The sequence below is a fragment of the Bradyrhizobium guangdongense genome, assembly GCF_006483445.1.
In the GTDB taxonomy this organism is placed as follows: domain Bacteria; phylum Pseudomonadota; class Alphaproteobacteria; order Rhizobiales; family Xanthobacteraceae; genus Bradyrhizobium; species Bradyrhizobium guangdongense_A.
In genome coordinates, this window is record NZ_PPPT01000188.1 from 1 (window position 1) to 22,572 (window position 22,572).

24 protein-coding genes are annotated in these 22,572 nt (G+C 65.6%); 20 read left to right on the forward strand and 4 right to left on the reverse strand.

Annotated elements, in window-relative coordinates; translation table 11 throughout:
* Positions 1–42: 42 nt before the first annotated feature.
* Positions 43–930 carry a LysR family transcriptional regulator gene (locus C2U70_RS25730; RefSeq protein WP_140981448.1) on the reverse strand — a complete coding sequence of 296 codons (888 nt, stop codon included), beginning with the start codon at positions 928–930 and terminating at the stop codon, positions 43–45.
* 79 nt (positions 931–1,009) lie between these two features.
* Here C2U70_RS25730 and C2U70_RS25735 point away from each other — a divergent pair, with 79 nt between their 5' ends.
* The 9 genes from C2U70_RS25735 to C2U70_RS25775 all read left to right on the forward strand — a co-directional run bounded on the left by C2U70_RS25735 (position 1,010) and on the right by C2U70_RS25775 (position 10,115).
* Positions 1,010–2,479 (forward strand): amidase, encoded by a 1,470-nt coding sequence (locus tag C2U70_RS25735; RefSeq protein ID WP_433960708.1) that lies wholly within the window; start codon positions 1,010–1,012, stop codon positions 2,477–2,479.
* A 114-nt stretch (positions 2,480–2,593) separates the two neighbouring features.
* Positions 2,594–3,544: an ABC transporter permease gene (locus C2U70_RS25740; protein ID WP_140981430.1), complete on the forward strand. Its 951-nt coding sequence runs from the start codon at positions 2,594–2,596 to the stop codon at positions 3,542–3,544.
* The gene (locus C2U70_RS25745; RefSeq protein WP_433960707.1) at positions 3,541–4,437 is read left to right on the forward strand and encodes an ABC transporter permease; all 897 of its coding nucleotides are present in this window, start codon (positions 3,541–3,543) and stop codon (positions 4,435–4,437) included. Before C2U70_RS25740 ends, C2U70_RS25745 begins: the two co-directional genes overlap by 4 nt.
* A gap of 1 nt (position 4,438) precedes the next feature.
* Positions 4,439–5,449 carry an ABC transporter ATP-binding protein gene (locus tag C2U70_RS25750; protein WP_140981431.1) on the forward strand — a complete coding sequence of 337 codons (1,011 nt, stop codon included), beginning with the start codon at positions 4,439–4,441 and terminating at the stop codon, positions 5,447–5,449.
* On the forward strand, positions 5,446–6,459 hold the full coding sequence (locus tag C2U70_RS25755) for an ABC transporter ATP-binding protein (protein WP_140981432.1): 1,014 nt from the start codon (positions 5,446–5,448) through the stop codon (positions 6,457–6,459). Before C2U70_RS25750 ends, C2U70_RS25755 begins: the two co-directional genes overlap by 4 nt.
* 58 nt (positions 6,460–6,517) lie before the next feature.
* A complete protein-coding gene (locus C2U70_RS25760) occupies positions 6,518–8,005 on the forward strand; it encodes an ABC transporter substrate-binding protein (RefSeq protein ID WP_140981433.1) in 1,488 nt (495 codons plus the stop codon).
* 164 nt (positions 8,006–8,169) lie between these two features.
* Positions 8,170–8,382 carry a hypothetical protein gene (locus C2U70_RS25765; RefSeq protein WP_140981434.1) on the forward strand — a complete coding sequence of 71 codons (213 nt, stop codon included), beginning with the start codon at positions 8,170–8,172 and terminating at the stop codon, positions 8,380–8,382.
* A 100-nt stretch (positions 8,383–8,482) separates the two neighbouring features.
* On the forward strand, positions 8,483–8,758 hold the full coding sequence (locus C2U70_RS25770) for a hypothetical protein (protein WP_140981435.1): 276 nt from the start codon (positions 8,483–8,485) through the stop codon (positions 8,756–8,758).
* Between the two features lie 142 nt (positions 8,759–8,900).
* Entirely contained in the window at positions 8,901–10,115 is a 1,215-nt protein-coding gene (locus tag C2U70_RS25775) for a c-type cytochrome (RefSeq protein ID WP_246666864.1), read from the forward strand.
* Between the two features lies 1 nt (position 10,116).
* Here the strand turns inward: C2U70_RS25775 and C2U70_RS25780 are convergent, their stop codons facing one another.
* Together C2U70_RS25780 and C2U70_RS25785 are read right to left on the reverse strand one after the other, a co-directional pair.
* Positions 10,117–10,416 (reverse strand): hypothetical protein, encoded by a 300-nt coding sequence (locus C2U70_RS25780; RefSeq protein ID WP_246666865.1) that lies wholly within the window; start codon positions 10,414–10,416, stop codon positions 10,117–10,119.
* A 35-nt stretch (positions 10,417–10,451) separates the two neighbouring features.
* Positions 10,452–12,428 (reverse strand): 4Fe-4S binding protein, encoded by a 1,977-nt coding sequence (locus C2U70_RS25785; protein WP_140981437.1) that lies wholly within the window; start codon positions 12,426–12,428, stop codon positions 10,452–10,454.
* 137 nt (positions 12,429–12,565) lie between these two features.
* Between C2U70_RS25785 and C2U70_RS25790 the strand changes: the two genes are divergently transcribed.
* The 10 genes from C2U70_RS25790 to C2U70_RS25835 all read left to right on the forward strand — a co-directional run bounded on the left by C2U70_RS25790 (position 12,566) and on the right by C2U70_RS25835 (position 21,783).
* Positions 12,566–13,333, forward strand: coding sequence for a biotin/lipoate--protein ligase family protein (locus C2U70_RS25790; protein ID WP_349629582.1), 768 nt, complete (start codon positions 12,566–12,568; stop codon positions 13,331–13,333).
* A complete protein-coding gene (locus tag C2U70_RS25795) occupies positions 13,330–13,869 on the forward strand; it encodes a DUF6505 family protein (protein WP_140981438.1) in 540 nt (179 codons plus the stop codon). The genes C2U70_RS25790 and C2U70_RS25795 overlap by 4 nt, the downstream gene beginning before the upstream one ends.
* Positions 13,866–14,873: a DUF6352 family protein gene (locus C2U70_RS25800; RefSeq protein ID WP_140981439.1), complete on the forward strand. Its 1,008-nt coding sequence runs from the start codon at positions 13,866–13,868 to the stop codon at positions 14,871–14,873. Before C2U70_RS25795 ends, C2U70_RS25800 begins: the two co-directional genes overlap by 4 nt.
* The gene (locus C2U70_RS25805) at positions 14,870–15,385 is read left to right on the forward strand and encodes a DUF3305 domain-containing protein (protein WP_140981440.1); all 516 of its coding nucleotides are present in this window, start codon (positions 14,870–14,872) and stop codon (positions 15,383–15,385) included. Before C2U70_RS25800 ends, C2U70_RS25805 begins: the two co-directional genes overlap by 4 nt.
* Positions 15,382–16,014, forward strand: coding sequence for a DUF3306 domain-containing protein (locus tag C2U70_RS25810; protein ID WP_140981441.1), 633 nt, complete (start codon positions 15,382–15,384; stop codon positions 16,012–16,014). The genes C2U70_RS25805 and C2U70_RS25810 overlap by 4 nt, the downstream gene beginning before the upstream one ends.
* 134 nt (positions 16,015–16,148) lie before the next feature.
* A complete protein-coding gene (locus C2U70_RS25815) occupies positions 16,149–16,925 on the forward strand; it encodes a molecular chaperone TorD family protein (RefSeq protein WP_140981442.1) in 777 nt (258 codons plus the stop codon).
* Positions 16,926–16,954: 29 nt separating this feature from the next.
* The gene (locus tag C2U70_RS25820) at positions 16,955–17,164 is read left to right on the forward strand and encodes a twin-arginine translocation signal domain-containing protein (RefSeq protein ID WP_140981443.1); all 210 of its coding nucleotides are present in this window, start codon (positions 16,955–16,957) and stop codon (positions 17,162–17,164) included.
* 14 nt (positions 17,165–17,178) lie between these two features.
* Positions 17,179–20,121, forward strand: a complete 2,943-nt coding sequence (locus C2U70_RS25825) for a formate dehydrogenase subunit alpha (protein WP_140981444.1) — start codon at positions 17,179–17,181, stop codon at positions 20,119–20,121.
* 13 nt (positions 20,122–20,134) lie between these two features.
* Entirely contained in the window at positions 20,135–20,731 is a 597-nt protein-coding gene (gene fdh3B, locus C2U70_RS25830; RefSeq protein WP_140981445.1) for a formate dehydrogenase FDH3 subunit beta, read from the forward strand.
* Positions 20,732–20,775: 44 nt separating this feature from the next.
* Positions 20,776–21,783, forward strand: coding sequence for a formate dehydrogenase subunit gamma (locus tag C2U70_RS25835; protein ID WP_140981446.1), 1,008 nt, complete (start codon positions 20,776–20,778; stop codon positions 21,781–21,783).
* 18 nt (positions 21,784–21,801) lie between these two features.
* Here the strand turns inward: C2U70_RS25835 and C2U70_RS33760 are convergent, their stop codons facing one another.
* A complete protein-coding gene (locus C2U70_RS33760; protein WP_283810406.1) occupies positions 21,802–21,924 on the reverse strand; it encodes a hypothetical protein in 123 nt (40 codons plus the stop codon).
* 151 nt (positions 21,925–22,075) lie between these two features.
* On the opposite strand from C2U70_RS33760, the gene C2U70_RS25840 reads away from it, so the two are divergent.
* A partial coding sequence (locus tag C2U70_RS25840) for a class II aldolase/adducin family protein (protein WP_186294471.1) occupies positions 22,076–22,572 on the forward strand: 497 nt, incomplete at its 3' end.

Here is a 22,572-nt window from a genome sequence, read left to right on the forward strand (position 1 = left end):
GCCATGACGATGTGGAGGCGTTTAGGCGCAATCTCTCAAGGCTCACAACTTCGCCACCGCCTTCTCCGCGCATTTCACAAAGTCGCGGATCAGCGGGCTCTGGGAGTCCCTTCGCCAGCAGACGGCGATCTCGATCGAGTCGGTCGCGTCGCGAAGCGGGCGGAAGACGATGCCTTTGGGAGCGCCGAACTTCGCACAGGCGGGAACGATCGCGAGACCTTCGCCGGCCAGCACGAGGCTCAGTGCCGAATGCACGGTTTCGACGCGGCCGGCGACCGGCATGACGACCTGATGCCGCCGCAACAGCGCGGCGACGGCGGAGGAGGCGGGCTCCTCGTCAGGCTTCGGCAGCGCAATGAGCGGACGGCCCTGCAGTCTGCTCATCGGCACGGCGTTCATGCGCGCGAGCGACGAGCCGGCCGGTACGGCGAGCACGAAACGCTGCGTGCCGATGCGGGCGACCTGAATCTCCGGATGTTCAATCGCCGGCATGCACAGCGCAACCGTCACGCTGCGGTCGAGCACGCGGGTCCGGCGTGTCGAGGCGCTGAGCTCGGCGAATTCCAGGTCGACGCCGGGAATTGAGCGGCGCAGTTCGGGGATCAGCCGCGGCAGCACCGCATTCGCCAGCACGAACATGTAGCCGACGGTGATCCGGCCATGCCGTCCCGCCGCCACCGCGCGCGCGGCTTCGACACCATCGGCGGCGAGCGCCAGCGCCTCGCTGGCGCGCGACAGCAGCGCCTGGCCCGCCTCGGTCAGATCCATGCCGCGCGTGCCGCGGCGGAACAGGGGCGTGCCGATTTCGGCCTCCAGCCGGCGGATCTGGACCGAGAGCGGCGGCTGCGCCATCCGCAAGCGCTCCGCGGCCTTGCCGACGCTGCGCTCCTCGGCCACCGCAACGAAGTAACGAAGCCGGCGTAGATCCATAGGCATACCGAAATCGTATGGGTTGAGCGTGAAATTCGTATTGGACGGCGAGTAAACATGGGTGCCATTCTCGCTGTCAATGCTGACGGCCAACGGCGGCCGCCTTTTGCGAAAGAACGATCCGATGACGAGCGGCGATCTCTGCTTTCTTTCCGCGGTCGAGCTGCGCGAGCGCATCGGCCGCAAGCAGGTGTCGCCGGTCGAAATTGTCAGTGCCGTGCTCGCGCGCGCGGAGGCGCTGCAGCCCAAACTGAACTGCTTCATCACGCTGTGCGGCGACGAGGCGATGGCGCAGGCGCGCGAGGCCGAGCGCAAGCTGATGGCCGGCGAGCCGCTCGGCCTGCTCCACGGCATTCCCTTCACCGTCAAGGACATCGTCAACACCAGGGGCGTGAAGACGACCTTTGGCGCAGTGCCCTACAAGGACAATGTCCCCGACGAGGACGCCGTGGCCGTGGCAAAACTGCGGGCCCATGGCGCGATCCTGATCGGCAAGACCACGACCCCCGAATTCGGCTCAAAATGCCTGACGGACTCGCCGCTGTTTGGCCGCACGCGTAACGCCTGGAGTGCCGAGCGCTCCAGCGGCGGGTCGAGCGGCGGCGCGGCCGTCGCAGTTGCAAGCGGTATCGGGCCGTTGGCGGTCGCGACCGACGGTGGCGGCTCGACGCGCATTCCGGCCGCCTGCAACGGCCTCGTCGGCTTGAAGCAGAGCAACGGCGTCATCGCGCACAGCCAGGCGCTGGATGCTTTCGGCAACCAGACCTACGTCACGCCGACCACGCGAAGCGTCGCCGACACCGCGTTGATGCTGCAGGCGATGGCCGGCGAAGACGCGTGCGATCCCTGGTCGATCGGTGTGCCCGTGCCCGACTTCATCGGCACGTCAGCGCCGCACGGCGATCTGCGTGGACAAAAGGTGCTGTATTGCCTGTCGCCCCCCGGGCGCCCCGTCTCGGCCGATGTCGCAGGCGCCTTCAAGGCGAGCCTCGACCGGCTGGCGAGTCTCGGCGCGGAGCTCGAGGAATTTTCCGGCGAGGGTTATGACATCGAGCCGATCTGGCGGGCCATCAACCACACGGTCTGGCGTACCCGCTTCTCGAAACTGGCATCCGAACACAAGGGCGAGCTGAGCGAAGCCTTCCTCAAGCAGCTCGCGCTCGCGACGAAGGTGACCGGCGTCGACTACCAGGAGGCGATGTTTGCCCGCACCACGCTGTTCCGCCGGGTGCAAGGGCTGCTCGCCCGGGGCAATTTTCTGGCGATGCCGACCCTGACGCGGACGGCGCTCCCCATCGACCAGGATTTGTTCGGCACCATCGAGATCGACGGCCAGCATTTCGACAGCGTCCGGCCGCATTGGTTCCCCTGGACCATGCTGTTCAACATGACCGGCCATCCCGCGATCACCTTGCCCTGCGGGTTCGGCAAGGACGGTTTGCCGATCGGCCTGCATCTCGTCGGCCGCTTCCGCGCCGATGCCGAACTGTTGCGCGTGAGCGCGCTGTTCGAGGCGTCGCAGGATCTGTTGTCCCGCTGGCCCGGGTGAGGAGATGCGCGTGGCGCCGGGGGCTTGCGTCCGGCGCGCGGACATGTTGATCGTGCCCAAAGTAAGCTTTGAGACCGGAAGTCTTGATTTGGTGAGCCCTGAGCCCGTGAGCGCATGAGCGTATTTGTCCTGAGGCGGCTTGTGACCTTGCTGGCGACGCTGGTCGGCGCATCGCTGATCATTTTCCTGGTGCTCGACGCATTGCCGGGCAATGCCGCGCAGATGCTGATGGGCGCCGATGCCTCGCCCGACGCGGTGCGCGCGCTCACGGTCAAGCTCGGGCTCGATCAGCCGCTGGCGGTTCGCTATCTGCAATGGCTCAAGGGCATGGCGGTCGGCGATCTCGGCAACAGCTATGCCTACGGCACGCCGGTTGCCGGCCTGATTGCGGAGCGGCTGACGCTGACCATTCCGCTCGCCATCATCTCCATGTCCGTGACCGTGACGCTGGCGCTGTCAGCCGGCATCTACACCGCCGCCAACCACAACAAGCTCGGCGACGTCGGCGTCATGTCGCTGACCCAGATCGGCATCGCGCTGCCAAACTTCTGGTTCGCCATTTTGCTGATCCTGCTGTTCTCGGTGCGGCTGCAATGGCTCTCGGCCGGCGGGTTCGCCGGCTGGGAGGACGGCATCTGGCCCGGCGTCAGGTCGCTGCTGCTGCCGGCGTTCTCACTGTCAGTGGTGCAGGCCGCGATCCTCGCCCGCGTCACGCGCTCGGCGGTGCTGGAAGTCCTGCGTGAGGACTTTGTGCGCACCGCACGCGCAAAAGGGCTCGGCAAGCGCGAGGTGCTCTGGAGCCATGTGCTGCGCAACGCGATGATCCCGGTCATGACCGTGATGGGCCTGCAATTCGCCAATTTGCTCGCCGGCACCATCGTGATCGAGAACGTGTTCTATCTTCCGGGCCTCGGCCGTCTCATCTTCCAGTCCATCGCCAATCGCGACCTGATCGTGGTGCGCAACTGCGTGATGCTGCTCGCGGCCATGGTGGTCATCGTCAACTTCGTGGTCGATGTGCTCTATGCCTTCATCGATCCCCGTATCAAGGTGCACGATCTGTGAGCGATCCTCTGGCCGCAGCCGTCGGCTTGCCGACCACGACAGTGCCATCGCGGCCCGCGACCGGCTTCTGGCGCCGCGCGTTCCGGCACCGCAGCTTTGTGCTTGGCGGCGCACTGGTGTGCCTCGTGATCGGCTCCGCGCTGCTGTCGCTGGTGTGGACGCCGTGGTCGGCCTACGAGATCGACATCTCCTCGAAGCTGCGGCCGCCGACCTGGTCGCACTGGCTCGGCACCGACTCCTTTGGCCGCGACATCGTCTCGCTGCTGCTGGTGGGCGCGCGCTCGACCATTGCGGTCGGCATTATCGCGGTCGGGATAGGGTTGACTTCTGGCGTCTGCCTGGGGCTGATTGCAGCGGCCAGGAAAGGATGGACGGAAGAGCTCATCATGCGCATGAGCGACTTCACCTTCGCTTTTCCAGCCGTGCTCTCCGCGATCATGCTCGCCGCCGTCGTCGGGCCGGGCATGGTGACCTCGATCACGGCCATCGGGATCTTCCAGATCCCGACCTTCGTCCGGGTGACGCGCGGCTCGGCCAATGCGATCTGGGCGCGCGAATTCGTGCTTGCGGCGCGCGCGTCGGGGAAGGGCGCGTTCCGCATCACCATCGAGCACGTGCTGCCGAATATTCTGTCGATCCTGATCGTGCAGGCGACGATCCAGTTCGCGTTGGCGATTTTGGCTGAAGCGGCGCTGTCCTATCTCGGGCTCGGTACCCAGCCGCCGCAGCCGTCCTGGGGCCGCATGCTGAACGATGCGCAGACGCTGCTGTTCCAGTCGCCGATGCTCGCGGTCTATCCCGGTGCTGCGATCGCCGTGGCCGTGCTTGGCCTCAATCTTCTCGGTGACGGATTGCGCGACCTGCTCGATCCCCGGCTGGCGCGGGAGCGGTGAGATGAGCGGTCCCGCCAACACACCGTTGATCGAGGTCGAAGGCCTCGGCGTCCGGCTCAACACCAGCCGCGGCCCGGCGCAGGCCGTGCGCGGCGTCAGCTTTGCGCTGAAGCGCGGCGAGACGCTTGGGCTGGTCGGCGAATCCGGCTGCGGAAAGTCCGTCACCGCGCTCGCGCTGATGGGGCTGCTACCCGATAGCGCCGTGATCGGCGGCAGCATCCGGCTCGACGGCCGTGAGCTGGCAAAACTGTCCGATGCCGACTACTGCAAGCTGCGCGGCAACCGCATCAGCATGATCTTTCAGGAGCCGATGACGGCGCTCAACCCGATGCACACGATCGGGCATCAGGTGGCCGAGCCGCTGCGGCGACACAAGAACTATTCGGCGGCGCAGGCGCGGCGCGAAGCCATCGCACTGCTCGATCGCGTCGGGCTTCCGGACGCAGCGAAGCGCGTCGACGCCTATCCGCACCAGTTCTCCGGCGGGCAGCGCCAGCGCGTCACCATCGCCATGGCGCTCGCCTGCGAGCCGGACCTCCTGATCGCGGACGAGCCGACCACCGCGCTCGACGTCACCATCCAGGGCCAGATCCTCGATCTCATCGCCGATCTCGTCGAGGAGCGCGGCATGTCCATGATCCTGATCTCGCACGATCTCGGCGTCATCGCCGAGAACGTGCAGCGGATGATGGTGATGTATGGCGGCACGGTGGTCGAGAGCGGACCGACCGGCGAGGTGTTCAGGCGAATGGGCCATCCCTATACACAAGGCCTGTTTCGCGCTCGCCCCCGCCTCGGCGCGCGCAAGGGGACGCGACTGCAGACCATCACCGGCACGGTGCCTGAGCTCGCCGACCTGCCTGCCGGCTGCACCTTCGCCGATCGTTGCCCGCTGGTGATCGATGCGTGCCGGACCGCGCTTCCGCCGGCGGTGGAGGTTGGAGCAGGTCACGGCGTTCGCTGCATCAGGACTGACGTCTCGATGGCGGAACGCGTCGGAGTATCCGCATGACCGACGCAGCGCCGCCGCTTCTCGAGGTGACTGACGTCGTGCAGCGTTACACGTTGCCGCGAGAATCCTTGTTTCGTCCGCCCGGCGTGGTGCGCGCGCTCAACGGCGTGAGCGCGCGCGTGACCGCCGGAAAGAGCCTTGGCGTCGTCGGCGAGTCCGGCTCGGGCAAGTCGACCTTTGCCCGCCTGGTGATGGCGCTGGAGCGGCCGACATCAGGAACCGTGTCGCTGCTCGGCCGCGATCTCAGCAAGCTGCCCGCGGATGAGTTGCGCCGCGCTCGCCGCGATTTCCAGATGGTGTTCCAGGATCCGTATGGTTCGCTCGATCCGCGCCAGACCATTTCGCGCATCGTCGCGGAGCCGCTGACGGCACTGGAGCAGGTCGATCGCGCCACCCAGCGCGCGCGCGTCGCCGCGGTGCTGAAGCAGGTGGGCTTGCGCGATGCGGACATGGACAAATATCCGCACGAATTCTCCGGCGGCCAGCGCCAGCGCATCGCCATTGCGCGTGCGCTCATCACCCAGCCAAAACTGATCGTCGCCGACGAGCCGGTGTCCGCGCTCGACGTCTCCGTGCAGGCGCAGGTGCTCAACCTGTTGCAGGACCTGCAGGAGCAGTTCGGCCTGAGCTATATTTTGATCAGCCACGATCTCGCTGTCGTCGATTATCTCTGCGATGAGGTCGCCGTGATGTATCTCGGCCGGATCGTCGAGCAGGGCAGGCCGGAGGACCTGTTTGCCTCTTGCGCGCATCCCTATACGCGTGCGCTGCTGGAAGCCGTGCCCCGGGCCCGGGCCGGGGGTGAACGCCGCCGCCGCGGCGCCCAGGTGATCGCCTCGCAATCGGCGGCGGCGACGGGGTGCCCCTATGCCTCCCGCTGCCCGCTCGCCGACCAGCATTGCCGCGACACTGCGCCCTTGCTACGCAAGGTCGGTCCGACGCATCTTGCGGCCTGTCACAAGGCCGAGGAGGTCATGACGCTGCCGGCTCTGGTCGCCGAAGCGGGTTAGCGCCAGGCCTCGAAATGACGTAGATTGGCTCTCGAAAATGGCCGGGGAGAAGAGAAGAATGTTCAAGAAATTCGTCATTGTCGCAGTCGCTGCCGCCTTTGCCGCGGCGCCGCTGCCCGCGCTCGCGCAGAAGAAGGACAGCGTCGTCATGGGCATGACGCTGGAGCCGCCGGGCCTCGATCCGACCAACGCGGCTGCCGCTGCAATTGCAGAGGTCACGCTTTACAACATCTACGAGACGCTGACCAAGATCAAGGAGGACGGTACCGTCGGGCCGCTGCTCGCCGAGAGCTGGACCGCCACGCCCGATCTGAAGACCTACACGTTCAAGCTGGCCAAGGGCGTCAAGTTTCAGAACGGCGAGCCGTTCAATTCCGCGGCGGTGAAATTCTCGTTCGACCGCAACGCGGCGAAGGACAGCACCAACAAGGACCGAAGCCTGTTCCAGGCGATGGAATCCGTGACGGCGCCCGACGCCGACACCATCGTCGTCGCGATGAAATATTCCGAGCCGAACCTGCCGTTCTTGCTCGGCCAGGCGAGCGGCTCGATCGTCGAGCCGAAGAGCGCTGGCACCAACGTCACGCAGCCGGTCGGCACCGGGCCCTATCAGCTTGGGGCGTGGGTGAAGGGCTCGTCGATCACGCTCAACAAATGGGCCGACTATCGCAACGCCGCCGCGATCAAGCTGTCCAAGGTGACGATCCGCTTCATCTCCGATCCGGCCTCGCAGGCCGCGGCGCTGCTGTCGGGCGACGTGGACGCATTTCCGCGCATCGCGACCCGCGTCGTTGCGCAGTTCAAGAGCGATCCGCGCTTCACGGTGCTGATTGGCGGTTCCAAGGCCAAGACCATCGTCGCCATCAATGAGCGCAGGAAGCCGCTCGACGACGTCCGCGTTCGTCGCGCCATTCTTGCGGCGATCGACCGCAAGGCGATGATCGAGGGGGCTGCCGAGGGTTTCGGTACGCCGATCGGCAGCTTCTACACGCCGGGCTCGCTCGGCTATGTCGATACGACCGGCATCAATCCCTACGATCCCGAGAAGGCCAAGAAGCTGCTCGCGGAAGCCGGCGTCACCAATCTCGAACTGAGCTTGAAGCTGCCGCCGCCGCCTTACGCGCGGCAGGGCGGCGAAATCCTTGCAGCCCAGCTCGCCAAGGTCGGCATCACCGCCAAGATCGAGAACGTGGAATGGGCGCAATGGCTGTCGCAGGTCTTTGCCGGCAACAGCCCGCATAATTTCGACCTCACCATCGTCAGCCATGTCGAGCCGTTCGACCTCGTGAAGATCACCGAGCCGGACTACTATCTCGGTTACAACAACGAGGCCTTCAACAAGCTCTACCAGCAGATCGTGGCTACGCCGGATGAGGCCGGCCGCGCAAAACTGCTGGGCGATGCGCAGAAGATGCTGGCCACCGACGCCGTGGCCGGATTCATGTACCAGCCGCAATGGCCCACCGTCATCAGCAAGAAGCTGAAGGGTGTCTGGAAGGACGTCCCACAGTTCGAGAACGATTTTTCGGCCTGGTCCTGGGAATAGCTTGAACTCACTAGAGTGGTTGGCGCGGCGGAACCCGGGTTCCGCCGCGCTTGTTTTTGATCACCTTGCGATCAACCAATAGAGAGGTGTGAAGGGGATCACAGGGGAACCCGGCGTCAACAGCTAATCAGGCTTTCGATGGGCGCGAACCAATGGAGGTTCGCATGAAGCGTCTGATGATTTCGGGTCTGGTATCTGCCTCTCTGCTCGCCGTTGCAACCGGCGCACTGCGTTCGCATTCCCACTCTGGCGGTGGCACCGTCGGAATGGCATCGCGCGACGCCGCGACTGTCACGCAAACCAGCCAGCTTCCCGTGCAGGATTTCGAGGATCGCTCGCTGGTCTTCCCGCGGGACGTGCAGCCGCTGCGCCCCTAGGGGCTCAGCAGCATCGGATCGATAAGGTGCCGCTTTGTCGCAATCGGGAACGTTGGCGGGCCGATGTCGTTGAGTTGGATCAACGAACGGAGGTCGCCCCGTGCGAACGCTTGCGCTGATCTTTTGCCTGACCGCTGCCTTCGGCTCCGGTGCCACCGCTGCCGAGCCGGATAAGAGCAAGGCCGAGGCGGCGACCGTCGGGACCGGACGCACGCCGCCGGAGGACAAGGGGCAGTTGCAGCCGCAGGGCTGGACCGGACCGATCAACACGCAATCCGGCGGTGCGCCCGCGGAAAGTCCACAAGGCCAGAGCCCGCCCGGCATGCAGGCCGCTCCCGAAGGCTCCAACAAGACCGTCGTCGCGCCTGAGAAATAGGCCGCCCGGCGCTTTTGCGGTGAGCGAAAGTTCGGGCAGAATGGGCCGGTACGTTCACCGACCCGGACGGCTCATGCAATTCCGCGCGTGTCTCCTCGCTCTTCTGCTCGCTTTATCATCGCTTGCTCCTGCGCGCGCGCAGATGGCGGGGCACGGCGGGCCCGTGCGCGCCATCGCGGTGTCGGTTGACGGCAAGACGGTGCTGTCTGGTGGTTTTGATACGGCTGCGATCCGTTGGTCGCTGGCATCAGAGGCGGCCGAACAGGTGCTGCGCTTTCACAGCGATGCGGTGAATGCCGTCGCGTTCGTCGGTGCCGCGCGCATGGCGACCGCCGGCGCCGATGGCCGCATCGCGGTCTGGACGGTGGGCCGCGCGCAACCGGACAGCGTGCTCGAGGGACATGCCGGGCCGATCGTCGCGCTCGCAATTTCGCCCGATGCATCGCAACTCGCGTCCGCATCATGGGATCGCACGGTGCGGCTGTGGTCGCCGGCGGACGGACAATCGCGCGTGCTCGAAGGGCATTCGCAAAACGTCAATGGCGTTGCGTTCACGCCAGATGGGAAATCGTTGGTCAGCGTGGGCTATGACCTCGCCGTGCGGATCTGGCGCGTAGCTGATGGCACCTCGGACGTCGTCACGTTGCCGGCGCCGCTGAACGCGGTGGCGATCGCGCCGGATGGCGAGATCGTCACGGGGGCTGCCGATGGCAAGCTGCGGATGCTCGCTCCGGACGGCAAGCAGGCCGGCGAGGTCGCGGTCGGCCCGACACCCATCGTGTCGCTGGCGCTGACCGCCGACGGCGCGCTGATCGCGGCAGCCGGCATCGGCGGCACGGTGGCGATCGTCGATCGCAAGTCGCGCAGCCTGTTGCGCACGCTGGTCGGGCCGGGCCTGCCGGTGTGGTCGGTGGCCTTCCTGCCGGATCGCGAGACGCTGGTGACGGGCGGGGCCGACGGCAAGATCAGGCGCTGGAATGCGAGGAACGGCGATCCCCTCGGCTCGAACCTACTGGGAACGCCGTCCGATCCGCTCGCCGCCTATGCCGGCGATCACGGCGCGGATGTGTTTCGGGCCTGCGTGGCCTGTCACACGCTGTCGGACAAGGAGACGCAGCGCGCCGGCCCGACGCTTGCGGGACTGTTTGGCCGCAGGATCGCGTCGCTGCCGGATTATCGCTTCTCGGATGCGCTGAAGACGATGGACATCGTCTGGACGCCGGAGACGGTCGCAAGACTGTTCGAGGTCGGACCCAACGCCTACACGCCCGGCACGAAGATGCCGGAGCAGCGGATCGGTTCGGCCGAGGATCGCCGCGCGCTGACCGACTTTTTGGCGCGCGCGACGACGCGGTAAATTAGATTGAATCCCAATTATCCATCGGCAGGTCCCGCATCTCGGGATGCGCCTTCAGGATCTGGATCACGTCGATGCTGGGATGCTCCTTCAGCGCCTGCGCGACGCAGCCATTGACGTATTTGCGGCGCTGCAGCCACGCGATCTTCTTGCCCTTGGCTTCGGCCTTGCAGGCAACGATCGCCTGCTTGACGGCGACCTTTTGCGCCTTGGTCAGCGGAGGTGCCGCGGCCTGGGCCGCGCCGCCTGCAAGCGCAATCGAGATCAGGCATGCCGACAAGAGCGTGACGAAACGAGACATGCGATGCTTCCTTGGTGTTTTCCGACCCTGCAAACTTATCCGTTGTTGTCTTTGTCGCGCTGGCGCAGATAATCCTCCGTGGTGCGCGGCGGCGTGCGTTCGGGCACGCCCTTGAACGGATTGAACTGCTGCTCGCTCATGACGATGACGCGGCAGTCGGCGCACATCTTGAGCGCCTCGACCCGTTTGTCGCCGGCCGGATACATCCAGTGCCGCCCCTCGAGCTTGGCCGCGATGCGGTCGATCGTGCTCTTGACGCCGAAGGCGGTGCCGCAGCGGACGCAGAGCGCGGGCTCCTCTTCCTTGATGATGGTCGCCGGCGCGCGCGCGGCGCGGAAATCGATCTGCGGTGTGAGCGTGATGACTTTTTCCGGACACGTGCTCTGGCACAGGCCGCATTGCACGCAGGCGTCCTCGATGAATTTCAGCACCGGACGGTCCGGATCGTCGCGCAGCGCGCCGGTCGGGCAGGCCGACACGCAGGACAGGCACAGCGTGCAGCCGCCGGTGTCGACGCTGACAGCGCCGATCGGTGCGCCCGCGGGCAGGGCGATCACGTCCACCGGCTTTGGTGCGAGGCGATGGAGCTCGCTGAGTCCGAAGCGCAAGAGGTCGCGGCGCTTGCCGACGGTCTTGAAAGTCGCCGATGTCGCGACCGCGGCGAGGGGGCCGATGCCGGTCAAGTGGTCGCCGAGCGCATCGGGATCATCGGTCTCGATGGTGGCGACGCGGTGGCCCTCGAACCCGAGTCCGCCAAGGATCGCGTCGGCCATGGCGATGGTCTGCGACAGCCCGGTCACATCATGGCGCGGCTTTGCGCGCAGCAGGAATCGGACGGCTGAGACGCCATAGGCGAACGCGCCGATGATGGCTTCAAGCCCGACTTGCGTGAGCTCGTTGACGGCAAAGGGCAGCACGTTCGCCGGCAAGCCGTCGCCATGCCGCGCCAGCGCATCGATCAGCGGCGTGCCGTGCGGGCTGTCATGGAACAGCAGCACCGCGTTGGCGCCGCCGGCCTCGTGATAGGCAAGCAGCATGGCGCGGAGCTTTTGGAGCTGCGCATCCGCGGGCGGCAATGTGTAGGACGCCGCGCCCGTAGGGCAGGCGGCGGCGCACTGCCCGCAGCCCGCGCAGATATTCGGATCGATGGCGACATGATCGCCGGCGGGCGTGATCGCGCCGGTCGGGCAGAGATCGAGGCAGCGATGGCAGCCGGTGCGCTTGGAGCGGGAATGCGCACAGAGATCGGGCGTGACCTCGACATATTTCGGTCGGTCAAAACTGCCGACGAGATCGCGCGCTGCCAGCACCGCGCGCAGCACTGCGGCCGGATCGTTCGGATCGGCGCGGAGATAGCCGTCGCGCAGATCGTGCGCAGGAAACAGCGGCGTCCCTCCCGTGAGGTCGAGCACGATATCGCAGCGCGACGTCACCCCGTTCCGGGGAGCGTCGAGCACGAAGCGGTCGCGCGAGGAGGGGCGGGGACGCGCGTAGTCGTCGATTGCCAGCTCAAAGGCGCCAAAATGTCCCTTCGCGGCGCGGATGGTGCCCTTCACGATCGGGAAGACGGTTGCCGTCTGCGGCACGGTGGCACCGATTTGCCTGAGCATGACGGTGACGTCGAGGTGATCGGCGAGCAGCCGGCCGGCTTCGATCGCGGCCTCATCGCGCCCGTAGATCAGAACCACGCCGTCGCTCGACAAGGTGACCAACGGATAATCCGGTGTCGGGATCGAGGCTGCAGCCAGCAGGGCCGCCATTTTTGCACCGGCGCGCGCGCCCTCGTGCGACCAGCCGGCGGTCTCACGGATGTTGACGAAGCTGATCGCCTCACTCCGTTCGCCGGCTTCGTCCGAAAACTGCGCGGCCTGCTGCGTGCAGGCGACCGTCAGCGCGCCCTCGGCTGCCGCGGCTGCGCGGAAATGATCGAGCTCGGGACCGCAGAGATGGCGAAAGCTCTTGATCTCGCTGTTCGGGCATCCGCGCCGGATCGCACCCACGTCGAGACGCATCGTGTCTTCGCACGAGCAGATCAAAACGGTCTTCGACGGCTGCGCCAGGTTAACCCCTCCGCCATTACGGTGCCGACTGCGGACTCGCGCCGGCCCTTTGCCTCGTATAGACATTATCCATTGGGAAGAAAAGGAAAGTGGAGGACGGCCTGCCGTCGACCCCAGTCAAACATTTTTCCGCGACGGAACCGATCCGCCTGCCGCCGCCGTTCACCCTGGTGCGGTTGCGCGAGAGTGGCGATGCGTTTGCCCATGCATGCCGCATTGCACCGGAAAGTGGCGCGGGCACGCTTGTCTATGTCGGCCGCTTCGATCTTGCGGAGTTCGCCGTGGTCCTCGAGCCGGGCGAACCCTTGCGCAGCGCGCGGCGCGCTTTTTATGCCGGGATGGTCGCACTGTCGGATGCGCTCCGCGCCTATGCGCCGCCGAGCAGGCCGATCACGATCGATTGGCCTGACGCGGTCAGGGTCGATGGCGGACTGGTCGGCGGCGGACGCTTGGGCTGGCCGGTTGGTGCCGACGAAGACGCAGCCCCGCCCTGGCTGGTGTTCGGCGCCATGATCCGGACAGTTGCCATGGGTGACGACGAGCCGGGCGTTCACCCGCTTGCCTCGGCGCTCGACCAGGAAGGGTTTGGCGAGGCCGGCGCCGAGCAGGTGACGGAGAGCTTTGCCCGACATTTGATGCTGGCAATCGACGGCTGGCAGGCCGATGGATTTGACGGCGTTGCGCGCGAATATCTGTCCCGCATGCCGCGCGAACGGCAGACCGTGCAGCGCATCGACGATCGCGGCGATCTCCTGACGCGTCGCATCGGGACCGAAATTGTCGAGCGCGGCGACCTCGCGCTGGCGCTGGCGACGCCGTCCTGGCTCGATCCGTCCCGGGGAGGGCCGCTTCTGTGAAACTCTTGCGCACCATCGCGCTCGATCCCTCCGACACCTTCGTATTCGACGTCGCGGCGGAGCCGGGCGAATGGGCCGTCTCCGGGGCTTTCCGCTTCTGGGATCGCGATGGCGCCAAGCTCGAAGGCAAGGAGCGCGCGGCGTTTCGCGGCGGGTTTCTCGGCGTGCAATCCTGGGGCTGGTCGACGCTGGTGCAGATCGTGCCGGCGACGGCGGCTGACTACCAGAGCCTGGTCGAGCTCTTGGCCCGGCAACTCGTCGATCGCCTCGGCGCGCCCGATATCGCCGCGGCACGTGCAGCCGCGGAAGAGGAGGTCGCCTTCGCCCAATCGCTCTGCACCCATCCGATCTCCTCGCTGATCGCGGTCCATCGCGTGGCCGAGGACGGCGAGGTCCGCGAATCCTTCCGCCGGCTGCAACTGCGGGAAGGGCAGGGGCATAGCAAGGCATTCTCCTTCATGGAGGTGGTCGACGACGCCGAGCCCGATGACGGTCTCAATCTCGCGGAGTTGGGTCGGGAGCCTGGCGTCAGATGAACGATTTCTGGATCGCCTGCGGCCACCATCTGCTCGATCGTGACGAGGGCGGCGGCCTCTGTGTCACCGACGATTTCCTCAAGGCCTATTTTGCCCGTCCCGAGCTGATGCCGCCGGAGGATGCGTGTCCGGTCGAGCGCCGGCTGCACCGCGAACTGCTCGCCGATCCGCGTCAGCCGGTCAGCGCCGACGAGATCGCGGGGATCGCCGATGACGATGCCCGCGAGAACTGGCAGTTCGTGCTGGCGTTTCGCGACCTGCTGCTGCGGCATCCGACGCTGGAGGCCGCCTATCTCGCATCGGTACGTTCAGGCGCGAACGATCTGCCGCCGCTGTTCGTCAACCAACTCGTGCACGTCATTCTGCGCAATGCGCTCGACGGCTGCGACGACCCTTTCGTGCTGCGCGCCGCCGAGCTGTTCTTCCGGATCCAGCGTATCCTGCCGCATGAGCAGGCCCTGCTGCTCGGCGACGAGGAGATCGTTGGCGGAATCAGCCCGACCCCGGTGCTCTCCCTGATGTCGATGCTGGGCGCCACTACCGATGCGGTGGTCGACGTCTTGAGCGCGGAAACGGCCGAGACCTATTGGCAGCGCAGCGACCAGTTCGACATGGCCTTTGACCTCACGGCCGACGGCCTGGGGCCAACGGCACTCGCGAAGGTGATGACGCGCTGGATCTCGCATCTGCTCGGCGTCGATGTGACCATCGAGCCGTTGCGCGCACTGCAGGACGCAAAACTCACCTGGTATGTCGGGCTCGATGCCGATGCCACAAGGCTCGGTGACCGCCTCTGGCATGGCGAGGAGCTCGACGAGCCCAGCGCCGACCGCGTGCTCGCGCTGTTCCGCCTGACCTTCGTCGATTCAACGCTCGCGCTCGACGATGTCGAAGACGAGCCGGTCTATCTGATCCTGTCGATGACGGCGGACCAGAAGCTGCGCATGAAGCCGCAAAATCTGCTGACGGGCCTGCCGGTGAAGCGCCTGGAGATGGTGACATGAGCCCCGCTGCGCTGCCATTGGTGTCGATCCCGGTCGGCGTCGTGGTCGAGCGGCGCAAGGCCGACTCACCCTGGATCGACTTCGTCTGGCGCGGGATCGCCGTGCTGCCGGACGAACCTGCCACACAGCCCTGGACTGTGTTGCGCGAGCAGGACGGTACGACGCTGTTCTATGCCGGAAGCGCCACCGTCGATCTCTATCCGTCCGAGACGGCGCGCTATCGCGACAATCTCGCCTCGGGCAGCCCGAGCATCTGGACCGTGCTGTCGCCTTCGGAAGGCTTCTGGCCCTATGCCGTCACCACAGTGACCGCCGATCCCGCGGAAGGCGAGGGCTTTACCGAGGCCGCCGACAATCTCGTGGAGGCGGTACCGATGCCGGAGGTGCTGCGCGAGGCGATTGAAAGTTTTGTCGCCGAGCACCATGTCGAGCGGGAATTCGTCAAGCGCAAGCGGCGTCGCGCCGATCCGGAGGCGCTGGCGCGCCGCGACCATGAAGGTGGACAGGAATGAGCGAGGAAGAGTTCCTTGCACGCTGGTCCCGCCGCAAGCGCGAGTCGCAAGCCGACATTGCGCCAGCGAAGCTTGCCGAGACGCCGCCCGCACCGTCGGTGCCCGAGGCCAAGGATGGTGCGATGGATGGCGAGGGCGCGTTCGACCTCGCGAGCCTGCCGTCCATCGACGAGATCAACGCGGCGACCGACATCACGGCGTTCCTGCGCAAGGGTATTCCACAGGAGTTGAGCCGTGCGGCCCTTCGCCGCGCCTGGTCTGCCGATCCCGCCATTCGTGACTTCGTCGGACTTGCGGAGAATGCATGGGACTTCAACGACCCGACCGCAATGCCTGGCTTCGGGCCGCTGGATTGTACCTCGGAGGAACTGGCGGCGCTCCTCGATCGCGTCATCGGTGGCGTGCGCGAGGTGGTCGAATCCGCAGCCGACGCGTCGACTGAAACGGCAGATTCTTCGGCAAATTTGTATCAAGCCGAAACGACGGCCGCTTCCGGAACCATCGAGCAAGAGCCAGCGCCAGAAGTCCCCACAATGTCTGTTGCAGCGCAACCGACAGTGGTCGAGAGACATGCGGATTTTGCCGAACCCGTCAGGCCCCGCACACATGGTGGTGCGCTGCCGCGCTGAGCATCACGACCAAAGGCTATAGCCTTGAGCTATAGGCAGGCGATTGACCACCCGCGGAACCGGGGCTACGCTTTGACTACTGCTTTGTAACAAAAGCGATAATCAAGCAGACGGGACTTGGATGGGAGGTCCACGTGCGGGATGACGGTCTTGATCGCGCAATCGATGCCGCGGGCGGCATCGCTGAGCTTGCGCGCAAAATAGGCATCAGCCAGCCATCGGTCTCGAACTGGACCAAGGTGCCCGCACAACGGGTGATTGCAGTCGAGGCCGCCACCGGCGTGCGCCGGAACGATCTGCGGCCCGATCTCTACAGCGAACAGTCAATCGCAGCGCCGATCGATCCCGTCGATGCCGCGCGCGCCCAGGAATACGCGCTCTTGGCAACGCTTCTCTCGGCGCCGCCGTCGCGGCGGCTGCTCGACCAGCTTGCTGCACTGACCGGTGACCCGACGCCGCTCGGGCGCGCGCATGCCGCGCTCGCGGACGCCGCCGCGAACGCGGTTCCGGCGAAGGTCGAGCGCGAATATTTCGACCTGTTCGTCGGGCTCGGCCGCGGCGAATTGCTGCCCTACGCCTCGTACTATCTCACCGGCTTCCTCAACGAGCGGCCGTTGTCGCGCCTGCGCGCTGACATGGCCGCGCTCGGTGTCGAGCGAATCGCCAACAATTCCGAGCCCGAGGATCATGCCGCAATCCTGTGCGAGATCATGTCGGGTTTTGCCGATGGCAACTTCGATGCGCCGCCCACGGCTCAGCGCGCCTTCTTCGAAAAGCATGTATCGCCCTGGATCGGGCGTTTGTTCGCAGACATGGAGAGCACCGAGAACGCCCGCTTCTATCGAGCGGTCGGCGCGCTCGGCCGTGCCTTTATCGAGATCGAGACGGAAGCATTCACATTCGCCAACTGACCGACGGGCGTCGGTCCGGGAGAGATGCGATGAGTGACGAGACGAAAGCCAAAGTGGGACGCCGCGATTTCTTGCGCAAGGTCGGCATCGGCACGGTCGGCGCCGGTGCGACGCTTGCGACGCCGCTGGTCGGCTCGGCTCAGGCCGACAGCGAGAACAACGACGAGAAGCGCAAGGCGCGCTACAAGGAGTCCGACCACGTCAAGGCCTATTACCGCGTCAATCGCTATCCGGCTTGAGAGGGAGGCCGCCCGTGCTTATCAAGCGAACCCATCAGCGTTCAGATCGCCGCGGCACCGTTGCCGAGTCACTCGCAGGCCAGGGCGGCGGCCTCGATCGCCGCAGCTTTCTGCGCAAGTCCGGCCTCGCCGGCGGCGCGCTCGCAGCGCTCGGCACCATGCCGGTCGGCAGCGTGCGCAAGGCGGAGGCCGCGGCCGCCGGTCCGCTGACGGCCGGTGCCACCATCAAGAAGAGCATCTGCACCCATTGCGCCGTCGGCTGCACGGTCACCGCTGAAGTGCTGAACGGCGTCTGGATCGGCCAGGAGCCGAGCTGGGATTCGCCGATCAACCGCGGCTCGCATTGCGCGAAGGGTGCCGCGGTGCGCGAACTCGTGCACAGCGACCGCCGGCTGCGCTACCCGATGAAGCTCGTCAACGGCCAGTGGACGCGGGTGTCCTGGGACACCGCGGTCAACGAGATCGGCGACAAGCTGCTGCAGATCCGCGAGAAGTCGGGCAGCGATTCAGTCTATTGGCTGGGCTCTGCCAAGATGACGAACGAGGGTGCCTACCTGTTCCGCAAGTTCGGCGCGTTCTGGGGCACCAACAACACCGACCACCAGGCCCGCATCTGCCACTCCACCACCGTCACCGGCGTCGCCAATACCTGGGGCTATGGCGCCATGACGAACAGCATCAACGACATGCGCAATTCCAAGACGATGCTGTTCATCGGCAGCAACGCGGCGGAAGCGCATCCGGTCAGCATGCAGCATCTGCTGGAGTCCAAGGAGCTCAACAAGGCGAACTTCATCGTGTTCGACCCGCGGTTGACGCGCACCGCGGCGCACGCCACCGAATATGTCCGCATCCGTCCCGGCACCGACATTCCCGTGCTCTACGGCATGATGTGGCACATCCTGAAGAACGGCTGGGAGGACAAGGAGTTCATCGCCTCCCGCGTCTATGGCTTCGACGATCTGCGGAAAGAAGTCGAGAAGTGGAATCCGCAGGAAGTCGAGCGCGTCACCGGCGTGCCCGGCGAGCAGCTCGAGCGCGTCGCAAAAATGTTCGCGACCGTGAAGCCTGCGACCATCATCTGGTGCATGGGCCAGACCCAGCACACGGTCGGCACCGCCAACGTGCGGGCAAGCTGCATCGCGCTTCTGATGACCGGCAATATCGGCAGGTCGGGCGGGGGCGCCAACATTTTGCGCGGCCATGACAACGTGCAGGGCGCAACCGACGTCGGCCTCGATATCGTGACGCTGCCGTTCTACTACGGCCTCGCCGAAGGTGCCTGGAAGCATTGGTCGCGGGTCTGGGAGGTCGACTACGACTATCTGGTCTCGCGCTTCGACGAGAAGAAGCAGATGGAGACCCCAGGCATCCCGCTGACGCGCTGGTTCGATGCCGCGCTGCTGCCGAAGGCCGACGTCGCCCAGAAGGACAACGTCAAGGCGGTCTTCGTGCAGGGGCATGCCAGCAACAGCATCACGCGCATTCCGGAATCGCTAAAGGGCCTGAAGGCGCTGGATCTGCTCGTGATTGCCGATCCGCATCCGACCACCTGGGCTTCGCTTTCGGTGGAGGCGGGACGCAAGGACGGCGTCTACATCCTGCCCGTGGCCACGCAGTTCGAATGCACGGGATCGCGCGTCGCCTCCAACCGCTCGATGCAGTGGGGCGAGCAGATCGTGAAGCCGATCTTCGAATCCAAGGACGATCTCGAGATCATCTATCTGATGGCGAAGAAGTTCGGCTTTGCCGACAAGATGTTCAAGAACATCAAGGTCGAGAACAATCTGCCGGTTGCCGAGGACGTGCTGCGCGAGATCAACCGGGGAAGCTGGTCGACCGGCTATTGCGGCCAGTCGCCGGAGCGCATCAAGGCGCACATGAAGAACCAGAACAAGTTCGACCTGGTGACCATGCGCGCGCCGAAGGACGATCCGGAGGTCGGCGGCGACTATTACGGCCTGCCATGGCCGTGCTGGGGCTCGCCGGAGGTCAAGCATCCCGGCTCGCCGCTGCTCTACAACAACAACCTGCACGTCATGGATGGCGGCGGCGCGTTCCGCCCTCGCTTCGGTATTGAACGCGAGGAGAAGCTCGCCGACGGCACGACGCGCAAGGTGAGCCTGCTCGCCGACAAGTCCTTCTCCAAGGGCTCTGACATCGAAGACGGCTATCCCGAGTTCACGCTCGCGAGCCTGAAGAAGCTCGGCTGGGACAGCGAACTGACCGAGGCCGAGATGGCCACGATCAAGCGCGTCAACGCGGCCAACCCGGACGCGGTGTCGTGGGCGCTCGATCTTTCCGGCGGCATCCAGCGTGTGGCGCTCAAGCACGGCTGCGTGCCCTTCGGCAACGGCAAGGCGCGCATGAACGCGTTCGGCCTGCCGGACCCGATCCCGGTGCATCGCGAGCCGATCTACACGCCGCGCGTCGACCTCGTCGAAAAATACCCGACGCTGCCCGACGCCAAGCAGTTCCGCCTGCCGAATATCGGCTTCTCCGTACAGAAGGCGGCGGTGGAGAAGGGGATCGCCAAGCAGTTCCCGCTGATCCTGTCCTCGGGCCGCCTGGTCGAGTACGAGGGCGGCGGCGAGGAGACGCGCACAAATCCCTGGCTCGCCGAATTGCAGCAGGACATGTTCATCGAGATCAGCGTGGCCGATGCCGCCGATCGCGGCATCAAGGACGGCGGCTGGGTCTGGGTGAGCGGTGCCGAGAACAACTCGCGTGCCAGGATGAAGGCGCTGGTCACCGAGCGTGTCGGCAAGGGCGTGGCCTGGATGCCGTTCCACTTCGGCGGCTGGCTGGGTGGTGCGGACCTGCGCAAGAACTATCCGGCGGGCACCGACCCGATCGTGCTCGGCGAAAGCGCCAATACCATCACGAGCTACGGCTACGACCCGGCGACGGGCATGCAGGAGCCGAAGGTCACGCTTTGTCAGATCGTCGCGGCTTGAGGGAGCAACGAACATGGCTCGAATGAAGTTTCTCTGCGACGCTGACCGCTGCATCGAATGCAACGCCTGCGTCACGGCGTGCAAGAACGAGCACGAGGTGCCCTGGGGCATCAACCGGCGCCGCGTCGTCACCATTAATGACGGCAAGCCCGGCGAGCGCTCGATCTCGATGGCCTGCATGCACTGCACCGACGCGCCCTGCGCGGCGGTGTGCCCGGTGAACTGCTTCTACACCACGGCTGACGCCGTGGTGCTGCACTCCAAGGACCTCTGCATCGGCTGCGGCTATTGCTTCTACGCCTGTCCGTTCGGCGCGCCGCAATACCCGAAGGTCGGCAATTTCGGCTCGCGCGGCAAGATGGACAAGTGCACCTATTGCGCCGGCGGCCCGGAAGCCGACGGCAGCAAGGAGGAGTACGAGAAGTACGGCGCCAATCGCCTTGCCGAAGGCAAGCTGCCGCTCTGCGCCGAGATGTGCTCGACCAAATCGCTGCTCGCCGGTGACGGCGAGATCATCGCCCAGATCTACAAGGAGCGGGTGACGAAGCGCGGCTACGGCTCGGGTGCGTGGGGCTGGAAGACGGCCTATCGCGAGTCGATCGAATCCTGAGGGCGGGCAGCAGTCTGGGGCGGATGGATATCCGGGAGGAGCCTATGGCGTCGTTTGGAAGGTTTGTTCGCCTCGCGTTTGGCGCGTGGGCGCTTCTCCTGCTCGTGATGGCGGCGCCGGCGCCGCTCGGTGCCCAGCAGGTCAACCCGACCGCAAGCTCGGTGAAGGAGCAGCAGCTCCTTCAGGAGCTGAACCGGATCCAGGGCCGTGTCTCCATTCCCGACCAGCGCTCGGGCATGCTGGAGCAGCCGCAAGGCCGCGAATGGCGTGAGTTCCGAAATGTCACGCTGCGCTGGATCGGCGGCATCGCGATTCTCGGCATGCTCGCGGTGCTCGTGATCTTCTATCTCAGCCGCGGCATGGTCAAACTGGAGAGCGGGCGCTCGGGCCGCACCATCGTTCGCTTCAACGCCTTCGAACGTTTCGTGCACTGGATGACGGCGACATGCTTCATCATCCTGGCGATCTCAGGCCTCAACATTACCTTCGGTCGGCCGCTGCTGCTGCCGTTGATCGGCTTTGAAGCCTTCTCCGAATGGTCGCAATGGGCGAAGTACGCCCACAACTATCTGAGCTTCCCGTTCACGCTCGGCGTCGTCCTGATCTTCCTGATGTGGATCGCGGGCAATATCCCGAACAAGGTCGACATCGAATGGGCCAAGCGCGGCGGCGGCCTGTTCGGCCATGACCATCCACCGGCCAATCGTTTCAACGGCGGCCAGAAGATGATCTACTGGATCGTCGTGATCGGCGGCGGGCTCGTCGCGGCGACCGGCTATGCGCTGATGTTCCCGTTCTACGGCACCGGGATCGAGGGCATGCAGATGGCCCAGATCGTCCACTCGATTGTGGCCGTGCTGTTCGTCGCTGCCATGATGGCGCACATCTATATCGGTACGATCGGTATGGAGGGAGCGTTCGAGGCGATGGGATCGGGCGAGGTCGACGTCAACTGGGCACGCGAGCACCACAGTCTGTGGCTTGCACAGAAGACGGGGGAGCAGGGCTCCAGCCCCTCGCAATCCGGTCACGCCGCGGCGCCGGCGGAGTAGGGCGCTTGGTTTAGCCCGCTAAAGGCGAACGCCGGTCGTCGCAAAGGCCTGGTCGACCGGCTGCTGCACGCGGTTCAGCACGCCAATGGACACGGCCGTGATCGCGATCGTCGCCACACAGGCCAGCAGGAAGGCTTTCATCCCGGCTCTCCAGTAATTCCGTTGCGGCAATCCTATACAAAGGCGCTGCGGCGCAGACAATGAGGTTCTCACGCTGGACGAGCGCTCCCGATCCGCTCTATTGAACCGGACTTGACCGGGCGATCCGCGCCGGGAACGAGAGGTGCCGGGAATGACCCGTGACGAGCGACAATTGCGCGAGGCGATCATCGCCAAATGTCGGTGGATGAATGCCTCGGGCCTGAACCAGGGCACCTCAGGCAACATCTCCGCCCGCTACAAGGACAAAATGCTGATCACGCCGTCGGCGACGCCCTATGAGGCGATGAAGCCGGAGATGATCGCATCGATGCCCATCGCCGGGGAGTACGGCGCCTGGACGGGGCCGCTCAAGCCGTCGACCGAGTGGCGCTTCCATCTTGATATCATGCGCGCTCGGCCGGACGTCGGAAGCGTGGTGCACACCCATTCCACCTACGCCACCGTTCTCGCGATCGCGCGGAGGCCGATCCCTGCCTGCCATTACATGATCGCGGCCTTCGGCGGCACCGACATCCGTTGCGCGGGCTATGCGCTGTACGGCACCGCGGAACTCTCGGAGCTGGCGCTGTCGGCGCTGGAGGGACGCCAGGGCTGCCTGCTCGCCAACCACGGCATGATCGCGGTCGG